A 16,275-nucleotide genomic window follows, 5' to 3' on the forward strand; every position below is an offset into this window, starting at 1 on the left:
CAAAAGAAATATGAATCAACACTTCAGTGTCAACGCCCGGTCGAAAGCGGTGCGTGCTGTTCCGCTGCTGAGTGATAGCTTAATCGCGATACATGATTCTTGTCTATTTGGAATCACAGGTCGATTGCGTTATGGAGGGAACGCATTTCTGCAAGGCTTGTTTTCTCCTGGTTTCCTCAGGATCGTTAGCAAGAGGCCTGTCGCTACTGAGCGATTGCTGTTGGTGTCCATGCTTTTGTTCTTCACGAGCTGCGGTTCCCAGCCTGTTGATGTAGTGAAGAAATTGTCGTCGACCAAGAGAAAGGTGGTAGCATCACGTCAGCTTTCGATCTGTGAGCTTGGCAATTACGACGAGCGAACATTTTTTAGTTCGCCAAAACAGGTGGAGCTTGCCGTTGCAATCTCTAATAACGACTTGGATAGCATTCGGGAAATTGTTGCAAGCGGAGCGGACGTGAACACCCGTTCTAAGCTCGGGATGACTCCACTTGTCTGGGCTCTCTTTAATGATAATCTTGCTGCGTTTCAGGTGCTCATCTCGCTTGGCGCTGATCCAGACTCTAAGCTTGCACGCGACTACGATGAATTTTACCGAATTCCTAGTGCTGTCATATGTGGGGGGGATACCGTGATGCGGATTGCATTGCGTCACGAAAAGGCTGGGTTTTTCTTGGCTTCTTTTCCGTTTTCAGACAATCCCGATGACTATTCTCAGTTTGGCACTTTATTGCACAGTTTTGCTGGCCCGCCGAATCGGAATCCACTTTCAGTTCTAGAGGTTATGATTGATGCCGGGATTGATATCAACGCGAAGGATCCGTCTGGGAATACGGCCTGTTATTTGGCTTTAAAGAATGGGCAAATTGAGGCCGCTTCTGCGATGATTATGGCAGACGCCGATGTTGACTTAGGTAATGGATTAGACCAGGAAACAATTCGCGACGGTATTAGAAATAGCATAGCATTTAAAAAGATTGCGATTCCACAGCTCGAACTGACACTTAGTGGACAGGATGCAGACGCGGCTGAGAAGCAGGTTCTTGAGAGCTACATTGATAAATTAGAGGCGCTTGTTGAGTTGGACGAGTATCTTTCTAGGCATGTTAAGATGCCCGCGGTTGGTAGCCGCCGGTCCATTGGTAGCACTGACAGTACTGCGCGATCAATTCATTTTCTCTCTGAACAAGACCCGCTGGCCAGGAAATCTGCCATGTCTTTGAGTGCGACGAAGTCAGACGACGACTGGCTTGCACGGACTCCCATGAAGTCGACCGTCGGGCAATGGCCAGCATCAATCTCGGCAGCGAGTCGGAGGCTTGAGGAGTCGTCGGAAGACGTGAAGACGCGTCATCCTTTCTACGGGAAGGGCAGTAGCAAGGTCTCCACGCGTCCGAGTGTATTGGATCTCGAGCACTGGAATGCTTCAGAGTTCTTTAGCGACCCTGCCGCGCGAAATCTTGCGGACGCAATCAGCCGCAATGATCTTGGCGCGGTAAAAGAGATCATGGCGGCGGGAACAAGTGCTAATGTTTCAGGTCGGGCGGGGATGTCGTTACTGTTCTGGGCGTACTTTGCTGACGACCTCGAGAGCTTCTGTTGGTTACTGGACCAGGGAGCCAATCCAGATCAACGTCTGTCACAGGTATTCGCTCCAGATAGCACCGGCGTTCTGTGGAAAGGGCAAACCGTACTGGGCGCGAGCATTGCCGAGCAACGTTACGATTACTGTCTTGCGGCGCTGCCACGGAGTAAGGATGTCAATCAGCGATTTGACGTTGGCTTCAACAAGGAGTTGACACTGCTACACGTCGCAGTTTGGATGCCAGGGCCTTCGGATGTTTCAAAAGTTATCTCCGCTTTGGTTGACAGCGGCATCGATATCAATGCTCAAACTGATCAGGGATGGACCGCTGCCTACGTTGCGTACGAAAGAGAAATTCCCCTGACTACCCTACAGTTGCTCCGACTGGGCGCCGATCCCGACATCAACGTTGGTAGCGAAGTTACGCTACGAGACGCGGTCAACAAGGAAGTGCGGCAGCGAATTCACGATGACACGGCATTGCGTCCACGCTACTTCCACGATTTGCTGAAAGTTCACGCATTTTTGAAGAAGGAAAGTCGTTAACCGAAGAGCGATGCTGGCAATTGTTTGCACTAGAATAGTGTCGAAGAACAGGATTGCGCTGAGTTCAATCTGGACGCACTCACTCGCGTAAACGAAACATAGTCGCTGGTGGAAAGCGATCTTGTCTGTTTGATCCGTACGCGCGTTTGAGTTTTTGTGAGAGTGGCTGGAGTTTCCGCGAATGGTCCATGCTTTGGAACGAGTAGGGAGCGCCGGAGGAACAATTGAAGGTTTTGTTGGTACGCTGAGATTCAAATGCCGCTTCTTTTCCATCTTGCTCGAAATGGCGATTGAGAAGGCAGGAGTTGGCACGCATCTTGACGTGCGCTATCCCGACCGGTTTATCGAGACCTTGCGCACTGGATTGCATGCGGACGACTATCGTGCTCGGGCGAAGCGATTTGAGGACCGTCACGCAAGCTTGTTCCGTGATCGGAATGCTTGTGTCCTCGACCGATTGAATCGTCAATTGGGCTAGCGAACTTCCGGGGACTTGCGTCCCCGGCATCGGGCTGCCGTCCCTGACGGGACTCAGGGCAGTCAACTCGATATTGCTAGTTCGCTAAATAGGGACTGAAGGCTCGCGACGGGCGGAGCCGTCGGTCGACGATCAGAACTTGCGTGGGGTGACGCGGCCTTGGACTCGGCAGGGGAGACCGTGGATCCGCAAGAAGCCTTCGGCGTCGTCTTGGTTGTAGGTGCCGCCGCCTTCCATCGTTGCAATCTCTTCGTCGTAGAGACTGTTTGGACTTTTTCGGGAGGCGACCATGATGTTGCCCTTGTAGAGCTGCAGGGTCACTTCGCCGGTAACCGGTTTCTGGGCTTCGCGAATGAACTCGAACAAGGCGTCCATTTTGGGTGTGTACCAGAACCCGTAGTACACCATCTCGGCGACTTCCGGGGCGAGCCGGTCGCGGAGGTGCATCAGGTCGCGGTCCATGGTCAGTTGTTCGACGTTCATCAAGGCGTCGTAGAGTACGGTCATGCCGGGTGACTCATAGACGCCGCGGCTCTTCATGCCGACGAAGCGGTTTTCGACCATGTCGATCCGTCCGACGCCATTGCGGCCGGCGATCGTGTTGAGTTGCTCGACCATTTCCAGGGCCGAGACTTTCTTGCCATCAAGTGTCACGGGCACTCCCGATTCGAATCCGATCGTGACTTCTTCGGCCTTGTCAGGGGCATCTTGCGGCGAGACGCCCATGCCGAAATCGACGATTTCGACACCGTTGACGTCGAGTTCTTCGAGCTTGCCGGCCTCGTAAGAAATGTGCAGCACGTTCTCGTCGCTGCTGTAGGGTTTCGCGGTCGAGGCTTTGACGGGGATGCGTTTGACATCGCAGTACTCGATCAGTTCGGTACGGCCCGGGAACGCGTCACGGAATGATTTGATTCGCCACGGGGCGATCATTTCGATGTCGGGGTTGAGGGCTTCGGCGGCGAGTTGGAAGCGGCATTGGTCGTTGCCCTTTCCGGTAGCCCCGTGGGCATAGGCGGTGGCACCGACTTCGCGGGCCACTTCGAGGCAGACTTTGCTGATCAGCGGGCGAGCGATCGAGGTGCCCAGCAGATAGATTTGTTCGTACTTGGCTTGCCACGCCAGCACGGGGAACGCGAAATCGCGGCAGAGTTCTTCGCGGACGTCGACGAGTCGCGAGGATTTCGCGCCACAGTTGCGAGCTTTCTCCATGATCGCATCGCGATCTTCACAGGGCTGGCCCAAATCCACGTAGACGCAGTGAACTTCGTAGCCTTGGTCTTGCAACCAACCGAGGATGACCGAGGTATCGAGTCCACCGGAATAGGCCAGCACGCAACTTTTCATATCGAATCAGCATCCAAATGCGGGGTGAAATTGTCTATTGTATAGGGAAGAGAGCATTTAACAGCCGTCTCGAAAAGGGGGCCTTCCGCAAACGGAGGGTAGCGAAACACGCATGCCGTGCGGTGACCTGCCCCGACAGCCCTGCGGCAGTATAAACTGATGGTCCGTCCGAGTTCGCATTCCCCTGCCATGAAATCCCCCGATGAACTCCCCTGCCCCGCCATCGCCGCCCGCCGGCCAAGTCCCCTCCCCTGCCCTGTTAGAAATGTTAGCGGCGGTAGCCGATGGGACCATGGCCGTCGAACAGGCGGCCGACGACTTGTCGGGGAGACTGGCGGAAACGTCAACCTTCGATGGCATTGCGCCGATCGCGGGAGCGACCGTTGATATTGGTCGGCGGGCGCGGTGCGGGTTTGGTGAAGTGATCTATGGCGAGGGCAAGACCACGGAGCTGATGATTCGCATTGTCGAGGCGCAGCTCGATGCCGGTGAGCACTGTTTGATCACCCGGATTGATTCGATGGCGGCAGCCCAGCTGCGGCGGCATTTTGCCTGCACGCACCACAACCCATTGGCCCGCACGCTACGGATCTCCGCAGCAGCGGATCTGCTCGTTTGCCCGCTGCGAGAGGAAAACGTCGCTCACGTCGCCATCGTGACTGCGGGCAGTACGGATGCGGCGGTGGCCGAAGAGGCGGCCGAAACGCTTGCTTGGATGGGCATCCCGCATGACCGATTTGAGGACATTGGCGTGGCCGGGCCGCAGCGAGTTTTGGCCGCGGTACCTGAGCTGCGCAAAGCGGCCGCGATCGTCGTGATCGCAGGCATGGAGGGCGCACTGCCGCCAACGGTAGCCGGACACGTCGCTGTGCCTGTGATCGCCGTGCCCACGAGCACCGGCTACGGTGCCAACTTTGCCGGCCTGACGCCGCTGATGGGGATGCTGACGTCGTGTGCCCCCAACGTTGCCGTGGTGAACATCGATGCTGGATTCAAGGGTGCCTACCTGGCTGGCTTGATCGCGGCGGGACTCAATGCCCAACGGCGTGATTTGGAATTGTAACCAGACGGCTCGGTCCATCTGAGCTGGGAGGGAGGGAGTGCTCGTTCTCGCGACAGGAGAAGTTGTCGGTCGACAATGTGACTTTGAGTGACGTTGGAAATGCGAGTACAATGAACGCAGCGTTTTGCCCCGTTCCGCTGAAGGTAATCCAATGAGCACGACCGAGTGGAAGCAGCACATCGAATACCCCGAATCGGATGGGCTTCCCGTGGGTGAAACGGATCTGCACATCTATTGGATGATCCGCATCGGCGACATTCTCAAGCGGCGTTATCGCGGGCAACGTGTCTACGTCGCGAGTGATTTGCTGGTCTACTACCGCGAGGGTTTTCCATCGCGAAACGTCGTTCCCGATACCTTTGTGGTGATGGACTGTGAGCCTGGGATGCGGCGGGTTTTCAAGGTGTGGGAGGAGCAGCGAGTTCCAAGCGTTGTGTTCGAAGTGACGTCGCGGAGCACGAGTCGGAATGATCTGGTGACGAAGCTGGGGCTGTACGAAGAGTTGGGGGTGAGCGAATATTTTCTGTATGATCCCGAAGCCGAGTATCTCGATCCTGCACTGCAAGGGCATCGTCTGGTTGAGGGGCGGTATGAACCGATTGACCGCGCCGATGGCAAGCTTCGGTCGCGAATTCTGGGTGTAGAGCTTGAGCGGGTCGAGACGGATCTTGTGTTGATCGATGCCGAGAGTGGCCAAGAATGTTTGACGGGTGAAGAGGCGGAGCACGCCGCTCGCCTTCGCGCCGAAGCCGAGATCGAGAAACTGCGGGCCGAATTGGCGAGGATCCAAGGAGAGAAATCATGACTGCGGCCACGCCCCCGTTGCGTTTACCGTCTCGTGAGTCCGCCGACCATAAGGGCACGTTTGGCCGTGTTTTGCTGGTGGGCGGATCGCGGGGGATGGCGGGTTCCATTTCACTCTCCTCGATCGCGGCGCTGCACACCGGTTCGGGGTTGGTTTCCGCGGCGGTTCCCGACCGGATCCTCGAGACGGTCGCCGGTTTTCACCCCGCGCTCATGACCACTGCCCTGCCCTGCCTCGACGGCAGCTTTGCGGCTGAGGCGTGGCCCGAATTACGAGATTCGGTGGCGCGGCAAGACGCGATCGGTGTCGGGCCTGGGATGGGCACCGGAGAAGGCAGTACGGTGATTGTCGAGGAGTTATTACGACAGCGTCGTACGGCGCTGGTGATCGATGCCGACGCGCTGAATATCATCTCAAAGGAGCATTTTTTTGATGACGACGGCTTTGCTCGCGTCGCTGGGAACGCTCCCGTGGTGCTGACGCCTCACCCCGGTGAATTGGCTCGCTTGACGGGGGTGGATGCGAAGGAGGGGCCGGCTCAGCTCGCGGCCGCCCAACAGCTCGCCGATCGGTTGCGGGTCACGATTGTGGTCAAGGGTGGCCCGACCCACGTCGTCGACGGTTGTTTGGCTGATCGACGTCGACGTGCGTACGTCAACGGCACGGGCAATCCCGGCATGGGGACGGCGGGTTGTGGAGACGTGCTGACGGGCGTCATTACGTCATTGCTTGGGCAGGGCTTGTCGGGTTGGGATGCGGCCCGGTTGGGGGTCTGGATTCATGGGCGGGCGGGGGATGCTGCCGCAGCCGGTCTTTCTCGAGCAGGCATGACGGCCTGGCATTTGGTCCAAACGCTCGCTGCCGTGGCAGATGAGATGGCTGATGGTAGCCAGACGGCTCGCTCCGTCTGAGCTGGGCGGAACGCCCGACGGTGCACTCTCGGGCGTCAGAAAGGGTGCCGACGCCCTGCCCGGCGAGGCGAACCAGGGGCCGACCTTTCCCGAACGGCGTTTGGGGAGGGTGATGTCACGCAAACTCTCGTGCAGGAATAACATGCACCCAGCGCGAGCGAGTGCTCGAAATCGGGTTTCCGCTGCGATTGACGATTCGCTAAGATCGCGTGGTTCGCTGTTCCTATCTTGCCAAAGAAGTCCGCTTTGATTTCCACCCTGCCCCCCGCGGTCTCCGTGAAGGATTTGCGAAAAAGCTACCCAGATCCGGGAGCCGGTTGGGGATTTGGCGGCAAAGCGGGTAAGAAACACGTGGCGCTCGACGGGATCACCTTTGAGCTGCGCCAAGGCGAACGGTTGGCGTATCTCGGCCCCAATGGTGCGGGGAAAACAACGATGATTCGTTGCCTTTCCGGGCGTGCCGAGGCGGACTCGGGGACGATCGAGTTGCTGGGGCAACCCGTACAGCGGGCATCGCCACGCGATATGCTCGGACTCGTGCCTCAAGAAATCGCTCTGTACGCGGATTTAACAACGCGAGAGAACCTATTTGCCTTCGGGCGTTTTTATGGGCTGCGTGGCTCGGCACTCAAGCGTCAGGTCGAGTGGGCGTTGCAGTGGACGGGGCTGGCTGATCGGGGTGACGAAATTGTCGCAACGTTTTCCGGAGGCATGAAACGCCGGATCAATCTCGCCTGCGGCGTGCTGCACGAGCCCGAAGTGCTGTTGCTTGACGAGCCCAGCGTGGGGGTCGATCCGCAAAGCCGCGAGCGGATCTTTGGGATGCTTGATCAACTCAGCGAACGCGGTACCTCGATCCTGCTGACGACCCACCACCTCGACGAAGCGGAAACGCAGTGCGACCGGATCGTGATCGCCGATCATGGTCGCGTCGTCGCCGCCGGCACATTTGATGAACTGCTCCGAAGCACGATTGGGAGCGACCGTGTGGTCCGGATCCAACTGGAACAACCCTTGCGTGGCGAGGGCAATGAGCCGCTCGCGACCACAGGGCTATCCCTGACGGCGACGCCTGGCGAGTCCTTCGTGACGGCCAAGGTGCCCGAAATCGCAGTCGGCTTGCCGCGATTGATCGATGCCGTTGGTGCGGCAAAGTACGCCGTGGTGGACGTCGAGGTGCAAAGCCCGAAATTACATCATGTGTTTTTACACCTTACCGGTCGCGAGCTACGGGATTGAATGATCTGTGATTTGGAAAGTAATCGAAATTCATCTGCGACGCCTTCGCCACAATCGCGTGGAATGGTTGTTGACATTCGTCGTGCCGATCGCCTTTTTTAGCATCTTTGCGTGGATTTTCACGCATGGGGTTGGGACCACGCCGAAAGTCAAAGTGGCGCTCGTCAATGCTGTCGCGGCCCATGCGGCAGCGGGCGACGTGGATGCGACCGATGCGTCGCTGCGCTGCCAACATGTCCTTGATCAGCTGGGAGAGAGCGAGGGGTTGCGGGTGATGCCGGGGCCGACCGACGGCTCGAAACTCGATCGGGAGGCAGCGGAAACGATGGTCCGTCGCGGGATTGCAACGATCGCCGTCGTGATCAATGTCGATGGCGACCAGTTGTCCGCGGAGCTGCTCAATGACTCCTCTGATAAAGTCGCCAGCCAGGTGGTCACGGCCCTGGTCACGCAAGCGATGATGGGGGACGCGATGCCGGCCGGCCCGCCTCCCGGCCCACCAAACAGAGATTTGGCTCCGCGAAACAAGACTGCCGCGGCGGACAACGCGGAGTTCGCTCAGTTCGTCCGCAACGTGGCCGCGAAACCAACTCTAGCATCCCAGCCGAACGCATTCTCGGCAGGGACACCAGCATTCGAGCCGCCCCGAATCGAGGTCGTCAATATTCTCGGGCAAGGCAAATCGAATCCGGTCATCAGCGTCTATGCGGCGGGAATCGCAGTCATGTTTTTGCTCTTCAACGCATCCACCGGCGGTGGCGTGTTGCTCGAGGAGCGCGAAAATCAGACGCTCGAGCGTTTGCTAGCGACCCAAATGACAATGGATCAATTGCTGCTGGGCAAGTGGTTTTACTTGACGTTGTTGGGCTGCGTGCAGGTCACGGTGATGTTCCTGTGGGCCCAACTCGTATTCGGGTTGGATCTGCTTGGACACCTCGACGGGTTCGCCATCATGACGTTGGCAACCGCGGGGGCTGCGGCCTCGTTCGGATTGTTTTTAGCCACTTTATGCCGGACGCGTGGGCAGCTCGGTGGTCTGTCCGTGATCGCAATTCTCACGATGAGCGCGCTGGGCGGCTCGATGGTGCCCCGCTATGTGATGAGCGAATCATTGCAGCGAGCGGGTTTGTGGACGTTCAACGCGTGGGCGCTCGACGGCTATGACAAGGTCTTTTGGCGTGAGCTGCCGGTCGGTGAACTCGGACCCCAGCTCACCGTGTTGATGGCTGCCGCGTTCGGATTGCTGGTTGCGGCCCGGGTGCTGGCGATTCGCTGGGAGACGGCGTAGGTCCAATGCGGACGGGGACGTCTGCACTCGCGATCTCGCATCGTTTCGAATCGGGCTGAGCTGGCAAACCCTCCCCTCCCCACGCTATTGTTGGGACAGGTGAGGCAAGACGCAGCGGTTCAGCCCGAATATTTCTCGAGCAGCTTCGCGACCGCAGCGGGGTCGTCGGCCGCTCGTAGCGATTCGATCTGTTTCTCGGGGACACCCACTTTTTCCAGGTGGCTGGCTAGGCGTTTCCAGACGGTTTCCCGCTTTTTGCCTTCGCTGAGATACAGATCCGTAACTGCTTCGGAAGCCTTTTGCAGACCAATCACATCGCGATTCTGGTAGTAATTGCGAATGATCTTTTCTTGATGGGGCGTGCGGCTCATCGTTGATTCAACTTTTCTTCGGCGCGGGCAGCGCGGAGTGCGGCTGCTTCACGTGGCAGCTTGAACTCAGGTCCCGCTGGGAAATACTGGACGTCGTCCTGTAAATAGTAGGGACTCGGCAGCGTTTGACCATTCAGGGATGATTGACAACCCGTCGTGGCAGCCAGAATCGTCGTCAGGGTGGTAAGCGCCACAGCAGTGGTCACATGTCGTCGTAGATTCATGATATTTGTCATCGTGGTACGCCTCTTGCGCGATTCAGGTCCAGCCAATCGGTGGCACAATCGTTATCGGCGGCACAACCCGACTAACTTCACTGGATTCTCTGGAAATCGTGTGTTTCTCGATCTGCGGCGGGCGTGCTATCGTAGTGGGTGAGGATTACTCACTGAATGAGCGTCGCTTGGGGCCATTATCCCGAGCGAGCAAATTGGTCTCGGACGGGACAATGGTCCCATCCTACGAGTTTTTTCGTCGTCCCCGTGACCCTGTCCCGTGAACTTGCCATGAACTTTCCTTCGATCGATCGACGCCGCTTTTTGCACGCCCTGGCTGCTGGCGGATGCGTTGCGGCCGCCAACGGTGTCCCGATTACGGCTCAGGCTGCGATCCCCAAGCCGAAGTGGCTGGAGGCGATCAACCGTGGTCTGGAGTGGTTGGCGAGCAAACAGTCCTCACGCGGGCAATGGAACACGACCGTTTATCCGACCGCGATGGCGGCGCTATCGGGAACCGCGCTGATCGCTAGCGGCAGTACAACGACCCAGGGGCCCTATGCTCGTCAGATTGCCCGTGCTGCTGACTTTATTATTAGCAAATCACGTGGCAATGGGCTGATCGGCGACCCCCAGACGGATTCGAGATACACCTACGGTCATGGTTTTTCGATGCTGTTTCTCTCGCAGGTACTCGGCGAAGAGGGGCTGATCGATCGCCGGGAAGAGATTGTTGACGTTCTCAGTCGAGCGGTGCAGTTCAGTGGCAACGCCCAAACCGCCGCGGGCGGGTGGGGCTATGTTTCGGCCAAAGAGGGCAACGATTTTGACGAGGGCAGCACGACAATCACGCAGGTTCAGGGCCTACGGGGCTGCCGCAATGCAGGGATTCCCGTCAGCGGTGAGGTGATTGAGAAGGCCAAGGACTACATCTATCGCTGCCAAAATCCAGACGGAGGGATCAGCTACAGCAGTCGGCAAACCGGCAGCAGCCGACCGGCGATCACCGCGGCCGCACTCGCTGCGCTCTATAACGCAGGCGATTACGATAGCGAGCAGGTGCCCGAGATGCTCGCCTACAGCAAGGAATCTCTGCATGACCTTGGCGAAGCGGGGGCCGCGTTCGGCCATTGGCACTACACCTATCTCTACTACAGCCAAGTCGTCTACCGGCAGGGTGACCAGGAGTGGTTCCCGTTTCGCGATCGGCTGTACGATCGCATTTCGTCGGAGCAGCAACCCGATGGCTCGTGGACCGGCCCGATTCACCCGGTGTACATCACCGCCTGCAACCTCACGATGCTACAACTCGATCGCGGTTTCCTGCCGATTTACCAGCGGTGAAAACTCAACTTGGAAAAAATCATCTGACTTGACTTTTTTGACTCAAGTTTGCTAACCCCACAGTGAACGCATTTTGTGCGTTGAGAATTCATCACTGTGGGAGCGTGTTATCGCGTTGCCAGCCGTGTCCGGGTCTGAGGCCGTGATCATCACATGACGAAGCATATGCAAGAGGGCCATCGCCCCGTCCATCCCGCCGCGAACGCTGTGAAGTTCCTTTCTCCAGGCATTTGCTGGGGTCGTCGCTTGGGACTATTGTCCCGAGCGAGCAAATTGGTCTCGGACGGGACAAGGGTCCCATCCTACGTGGGACGAAATGCTTCACCGCCCTGCCCTGCCCTGCTCGGATACCGCGCATTGAGCTTGTTCGTGGCAGTCGTCCTCATGTGTGCTTGCAGTACCCTGCCTGTCACCGGGCAAGACGGTTCGGGACCACAGCGTCGAATCCCGATCCGTGGATATGCCTCGCCCCCCAGTTCCAACTCGCGCGTTCTCACCGAAAAGCCAGGCGTGCAGCCGGGCCAAGTTACGAGTGTTGAGATTCGCAATGCCGAGGGTGAGGTCATGGAGTCAGAGTTGGCCGATGGCGAGTATTTCATGGGCGCGGCCCCCTTGCCGATCGCGGTCGGACAATCTGTGTCCGCACGCATGACGGCGTCACCCACGATGGCGTTGGAGTCACCGTTTTTGGACGATCCCGAGGTCATCGTAGGCGATGAGTATCCCGAATCCGAAGTGCTAGAATTCGATGAGTATTCTGGTTTTGATGGCAGCGTGATGATGGGCGAGCCCATTGATGGCGGATGCGATGCCTGCGGCGAGAGTGCGTCGGGCACGTGTGCGTCGTGTCGCTACGGAGATGGCGTGCATGGACATTACGATGAGCGTGTTGAACACTGGGCGCGATTTTTGGCGCATCCGCTCAACGGTTTTTGGGCACGTGCCGAATATGTCAACATGACTCTCGATGGGCAAGGAGCCCCGCCATTGGTGACCACGAGTAGCCCTGGCACCTCGCTCGCGAACGCTGGCGTCCTAGGCCAGGTTGGCGCTCGAACGCTCTATGGCGGCGACGAACTGGGCGACGGCAGCCGATCGGGTGGTCGTTTTGAGATCGGTCGCTATTTCGGCACCTCGGGTTTGGGGCTGTCCGCGTCGATATTGTTTGCCGATGATGTTACCGATCAGTTTTCTGCCGATTCATCCACCTACGCAATCCTAGCTCGTCCGTATGTGGACGTTTCTCCGGGGGGGATGGGCAGCGATGCGGACCTATTGAGTTTCCCCGCTGAGTACGCAGGTAGCGTCAACGTCCAGTCATCGACGCAGTTCGCCGCCGGTGATGTGCTGTTGCGAGCGATGCTAGTCAGTCGCGGCGATCGGCAGCTCGAAAGCTTGGTGGGCTATACCTACTCCCAACTCGACGATGATCTGACGATCGGCGGTTCCACACGGATCCTCGGCAGTGGTGGTGGACTGGCCACGGGCACGCTGATTGATCGCGCTGACTACTTCAAAGCAACCAACCGCTTCAACGGAGCCGCATTCGGTGTTCGCAGCGAAACGAGTTGGGGCCGCTGGTCACTGGCGTCGATGTTGAAACTCGGCATCGGTAGAACCAGTTCCACGGTCACCGCCTATGGTATGACGCGGACGACCGGGACCTCACCAAGCGTTCAGAATAGCGGGCTGTTGGTGCAAACCAGCAATGCTGGGTCACAAGACTACAGCGAGTTTGCGGTCTCACCGGAGTTGCGCATCATGCTCAGCCGTCGACTGCCCTATGGCTGGGACGCTTCGGTCGGATACCACTTTCTCTACCTCAGCCGAGTGCTGCGGGCGGGCGAACAAATCGACCCGCTCTTGAACCTGACCCAGCAGAGCCCTGGCGGCCTGCAGGGCTTCGCCTCCCCTCGCCAACAAGTCTACTACAACGACCTGACGGCCAACGCAATCACGTTTGGGGTGATGCGAAGTTTCTAAGTAGGGCCGGTTCCCACCGGCCGCACCCACCGTATGTCTCGACTCGTTGGGTCAGCCAGGGCTTCGAGTTGCTTGGTCCTTGCTCGGTAGGTCAGCAACGTAGGAAATGGCCGGTCGGAACCGGCCCCGTTTTCGCGATCAAGTAGGGCCGGTTCTACCGGCCGCACCCACCGTGAGTCCTGATTCGTTGGGTCAGCCAGGGCTTCGAGTTGCTTGGTCCTTACTCGGTACGTCAGCAACGTAGGAAATGGCCGGTCGGAACCGGCCCCGTTTTCGTGCTCAAGTAGGGCCGGTTCCCACCGGCCGCACCCACCGTGAGTCCTGATTCGTTGGGTTAACCCGGGCTTCGAGTTGCTTGGTCCTTGCTCGGTACGTCAGCAACGCAGGAAATGGCCGGTGGGAACCGGCCCCGTTTTCGTGATCAAGTAGGGCCGGTTCTACCGGCCGCACCCACCGTGAGTCCTGATTCGTTGGGTTAACCAGGGCTTCGAGTTGCTTGGTCCTTGCTCGGTACGTCAGCAACGCAGGAAATGGCCGGTGGGAACCGGCCCCGTTTACGCGATCAAGTAGGGCCGGTTCCCACCGGCCGCACCCACCGTGTGTCTCGACTCGCTGGATTAACCAGGGCTTCGAGTTGCTTGGTCCTTGCTCGGTACGTCAGCAACGTAGGAAATGGCCGGTCGGAACCGGCCCCGTTTTCGCGATCAAGTAGGGCCGGTTCTACCGGTCGCACCCACCGTGAGTCTCGATTCGTTGGGTTAACCAGGGCTTCGAGTTGCTTGGTCCTTACTCGGTACGTCAGCAACGCAGGAAATGGCCGGTCGGAACCGGCCCCGTTTTCGCGATCAAGTAGGGCCGGTTCCCACCGGCCGCACCCACCGTGTGTCTCGACTCGTTGGGTTAAAGGGCTTCGAGTTGCTTGGTCCTTGCTCGGTACGTCAGCAACGCAGGAAATGGCCGGTGGGAACCGGCCCCGTTTTCGCTTGCTCTGAAGCGAGTCGGTGATGTGTTACCAGATCCGGATTCGATTCTTCGGTGCGACGTAGAGCTCGTCCTCTTTGTCGATACCGAAGGCTTCGTACCACTCGTCCATGTTTCGCACGATGCCGTTGACCCGGTATTCGCTCGGACTGTGAGCGTCGGTGATCAGGCGTTTGCGGAGTTCTTGCTCGCGGTACAGACGACGCCAAATCTGCGACCAACCTAGGAAGAATCGTTGATCTCCGGTCAGTCCATCGATCACGGGAGCTTCCTTGCCATCGAGCGACAGCCGAAAGGCCGCGTACGCGACGGCGAGGCCGCCGAGGTCGCCAATGTTCTCGCCGAGAGTGAGTTCACCGTTGACGTTCATGTCTGGAAATGGTTTGAACTCGTCGTACTGGGCGCTCAGGCCAGCGGCACGTTTTTCGAACTCCTCGCGGTCGGTTGGTGTCCACCAGTTGCGAAGGTTTCCATTGCCATCGTATTTACTGCCTTTGTCGTCGAATCCGTGACTCAGTTCATGGCCGATGACCGCGCCGATACCTCCGTAGTTCACCGCATCGTCAGCGGCCATGTTGAAAAACGGTGGCTGTAGAATCGCGGCTGGAAATACGATTTCATTCATCGTAGGGTTGTAGTAGGCATTGATCGTTTGCGGCGTCATGTGCCATTCGTTGCGATCGATCGGTCCCCCGAGTTTGTTGAGATCGCGATCAAATTCGAACTTGGCCGCCGCGATCATGTTGGTTGCGGGCGAGGCGTCCGTGATGGTGAGTTTCGAGTAATCCTTCCACTCGTCGGGATAGCCGATCTTGGTCGTGAATTTGTCGAGTTTGACTTGGGCCTGCTTCTGCGTGCCCTTGCCCATCCAGTCACGGGTTTTGATCCGTTCGGCGAAGGCTGCCTTCAGGTTATTGACCAATTCATTCATCCGCTCTTTCGCCTGCGGTGTGAAGTGCTTTTCGACGTAGAGTTGACCGACGACTTCGCCGAGTACCGACCCTGTTCCGTCGACCGCCCGCTTCCACATCGGTTGTTGTTCGTCGGTACCGGAGACCGCTTTGCCATGAAATTCGAAGTGTCGTTTTTCCAGGTCTTCGGTGAGGGCTGACGCGTACGCATCGACGATGTGGAAGGCGAGGTAGTTCTTCCAGGCGTCGATGGGTGTGTTGGCGATGACAGCATCGATTTCGACAAAGAAACTCGGCTGGCGAACGACGATCGCGGCTTGGTCTTTGATCTCGGCAGCGACAAGCATTTGGTCGACTGGGAACTGAGCGACCAGTTCGCCGAGTTCGGCCATCGTTTTGCGGTTGTAGGTCGCGTCCGGGTCGCGGTTATCAGTATTGGTCCATTGTCGCTCAGCGATCTGCTTCTCGATCTCGAAGACTTGCTCGGCCGCCTCGGTGGGATGGTCCGTGCCGATCGCCGCCAAAATGTCTGCGATGTAGGTTTTCAGGTCGCCGCGTAGCTCGTTGTAGCGAGGCTCGTCTTCGAGATAGTAGTCACGATCGGGCAGCGTGAGCCCGGACTGCGTGAGGTACACGATGTACTCGTCACTGTCCTTGGCATCGACTCCCACGTAGGGAGCGAGCGGCCCGTAGACGCCTTGCCGGACAAGCTTGCCCATTGCAGCGGCGAGGTCGTCTGATGATTCAATGCCATCCACGATTTCCAGCAGCGGCTTGATCGGAGCGATTCCAGCCTCGTTACGCTTGGCAACATCGAGTACCGAGCGATACATGTCGCCCACCTTTTGGCTGGGCGTGCCCTCGTCGGCATGCTCTGCCGCTGCCGCTTCGATCAGCGTGCGGACCTGTTCGCGGGTTTCATCATCGAGGACCGTGAAAATCCCATAGTTCGATTTGTCCGCCGGAATCGGAGTGTCGTCCAGCCATCGTTCATTGGCATAGGTATAGAAATTGTCACCGGGTTTGACCGATTTGCTGAACAGTGACTGGTCGATCCCCGAGACCTTTTCGGTGGCAGCTGCGTCCTCGGCGAGCAGGCCATGCGGGGACGTGAGGCAACTCACGCTCAAACCGACGAACAGCGTCCTGGCCGCGATTGCACGAATGACGCGAGGTGGGAGTAGGAAGGTGTGATTCATGGTTGCATCGCG

Annotated in this window: 12 protein-coding genes; 8 read left to right on the top strand and 4 right to left on the bottom strand. The window is 58.1% G+C overall.

From position 1 onward, the window contains the following. Positions 1–10: 10 nt before the first annotated feature. The gene (locus SH410x_RS00560; protein WP_473673693.1) at positions 11–2,128 is read left to right on the top strand and encodes an ankyrin repeat domain-containing protein; all 2,118 of its coding nucleotides are present in this window, start codon (positions 11–13) and stop codon (positions 2,126–2,128) included. Between the two features lie 610 nt (positions 2,129–2,738). On the opposite strand, the gene SH410x_RS00565 is transcribed toward SH410x_RS00560, so the two are convergent. Continuing rightward, positions 2,739–3,953, bottom strand: a complete 1,215-nt coding sequence (locus SH410x_RS00565; RefSeq protein ID WP_473673695.1) for an argininosuccinate synthase — start codon at positions 3,951–3,953, stop codon at positions 2,739–2,741. A 202-nt stretch (positions 3,954–4,155) separates the two neighbouring features. Between SH410x_RS00565 and larB the strand changes: the two genes are divergently transcribed. From larB to SH410x_RS00590, 5 genes are all read left to right on the top strand, one after another. Next, a complete protein-coding gene (larB, locus tag SH410x_RS00570; protein ID WP_473673697.1) occupies positions 4,156–5,016 on the top strand; it encodes a nickel pincer cofactor biosynthesis protein LarB in 861 nt (286 codons plus the stop codon). A gap of 151 nt (positions 5,017–5,167) precedes the next feature. Beyond that, the gene (locus SH410x_RS00575) at positions 5,168–5,821 is read left to right on the top strand and encodes a Uma2 family endonuclease (RefSeq protein ID WP_473673699.1); all 654 of its coding nucleotides are present in this window, start codon (positions 5,168–5,170) and stop codon (positions 5,819–5,821) included. Next, complete coding sequence (locus SH410x_RS00580) at positions 5,818–6,732, top strand: NAD(P)H-hydrate dehydratase (protein ID WP_473673701.1); 915 nt, start codon at positions 5,818–5,820, stop codon at positions 6,730–6,732. The genes SH410x_RS00575 and SH410x_RS00580 overlap by 4 nt, the downstream gene beginning before the upstream one ends. Positions 6,733–6,978: 246 nt before the next feature. Further along, a complete protein-coding gene (locus tag SH410x_RS00585) occupies positions 6,979–7,971 on the top strand; it encodes an ABC transporter ATP-binding protein (RefSeq protein WP_473673703.1) in 993 nt (330 codons plus the stop codon). A gap of 7 nt (positions 7,972–7,978) precedes the next feature. Next, the gene (locus SH410x_RS00590) at positions 7,979–9,259 is read left to right on the top strand and encodes an ABC transporter permease (protein ID WP_473673705.1); all 1,281 of its coding nucleotides are present in this window, start codon (positions 7,979–7,981) and stop codon (positions 9,257–9,259) included. A gap of 119 nt (positions 9,260–9,378) precedes the next feature. Here SH410x_RS00590 and SH410x_RS00595 read toward each other — a convergent pair whose 3' ends face one another. Continuing rightward, the gene (locus SH410x_RS00595; RefSeq protein ID WP_473673707.1) at positions 9,379–9,630 is read right to left on the bottom strand and encodes a hypothetical protein; all 252 of its coding nucleotides are present in this window, start codon (positions 9,628–9,630) and stop codon (positions 9,379–9,381) included. Beyond that, a complete protein-coding gene (locus tag SH410x_RS00600) occupies positions 9,627–9,854 on the bottom strand; it encodes a hypothetical protein (protein ID WP_473673709.1) in 228 nt (75 codons plus the stop codon). The genes SH410x_RS00595 and SH410x_RS00600 overlap by 4 nt, the downstream gene beginning before the upstream one ends. 282 nt (positions 9,855–10,136) lie before the next feature. On the opposite strand from SH410x_RS00600, the gene SH410x_RS00605 reads away from it, so the two are divergent. After that, positions 10,137–11,189 (top strand): prenyltransferase/squalene oxidase repeat-containing protein, encoded by a 1,053-nt coding sequence (locus SH410x_RS00605; RefSeq protein WP_473673710.1) that lies wholly within the window; start codon positions 10,137–10,139, stop codon positions 11,187–11,189. Between the two features lie 369 nt (positions 11,190–11,558). Then, positions 11,559–13,172, top strand: a complete 1,614-nt coding sequence (locus SH410x_RS00610) for a BBP7 family outer membrane beta-barrel protein (RefSeq protein ID WP_473673712.1) — start codon at positions 11,559–11,561, stop codon at positions 13,170–13,172. A gap of 1,009 nt (positions 13,173–14,181) precedes the next feature. Here the strand turns inward: SH410x_RS00610 and SH410x_RS00615 are convergent. Then, entirely contained in the window at positions 14,182–16,263 is a 2,082-nt protein-coding gene (locus SH410x_RS00615) for a M13 family metallopeptidase (protein WP_473673714.1), read from the bottom strand. Positions 16,264–16,275 lie beyond the last annotated feature (12 nt).

This window comes from Rhodopirellula sp. SH410, assembly GCF_055811895.1.

Coding starts and splice junctions, on each gene's coding strand:
- SH410x_RS00560 (WP_473673693.1), top strand. CDS start 11: ATGAATCAACACTTCAGTGTCAACGCCCGGTCGAAAGCGGTGCGTGCT.
- SH410x_RS00565 (WP_473673695.1), bottom strand. CDS start 3,953: ATGAAAAGTTGCGTGCTGGCCTATTCCGGTGGACTCGATACCTCGGTC.
- larB (WP_473673697.1), top strand. CDS start 4,156: ATGAACTCCCCTGCCCCGCCATCGCCGCCCGCCGGCCAAGTCCCCTCC.
- SH410x_RS00575 (WP_473673699.1), top strand. CDS start 5,168: ATGAGCACGACCGAGTGGAAGCAGCACATCGAATACCCCGAATCGGAT.
- SH410x_RS00580 (WP_473673701.1), top strand. CDS start 5,818: ATGACTGCGGCCACGCCCCCGTTGCGTTTACCGTCTCGTGAGTCCGCC.
- SH410x_RS00595 (WP_473673707.1), bottom strand. CDS start 9,630: ATGAGCCGCACGCCCCATCAAGAAAAGATCATTCGCAATTACTACCAG.
- SH410x_RS00600 (WP_473673709.1), bottom strand. CDS start 9,854: ATGAATCTACGACGACATGTGACCACTGCTGTGGCGCTTACCACCCTG.
- SH410x_RS00605 (WP_473673710.1), top strand. CDS start 10,137: ATGAACTTTCCTTCGATCGATCGACGCCGCTTTTTGCACGCCCTGGCT.
- SH410x_RS00615 (WP_473673714.1), bottom strand. CDS start 16,263: ATGAATCACACCTTCCTACTCCCACCTCGCGTCATTCGTGCAATCGCG.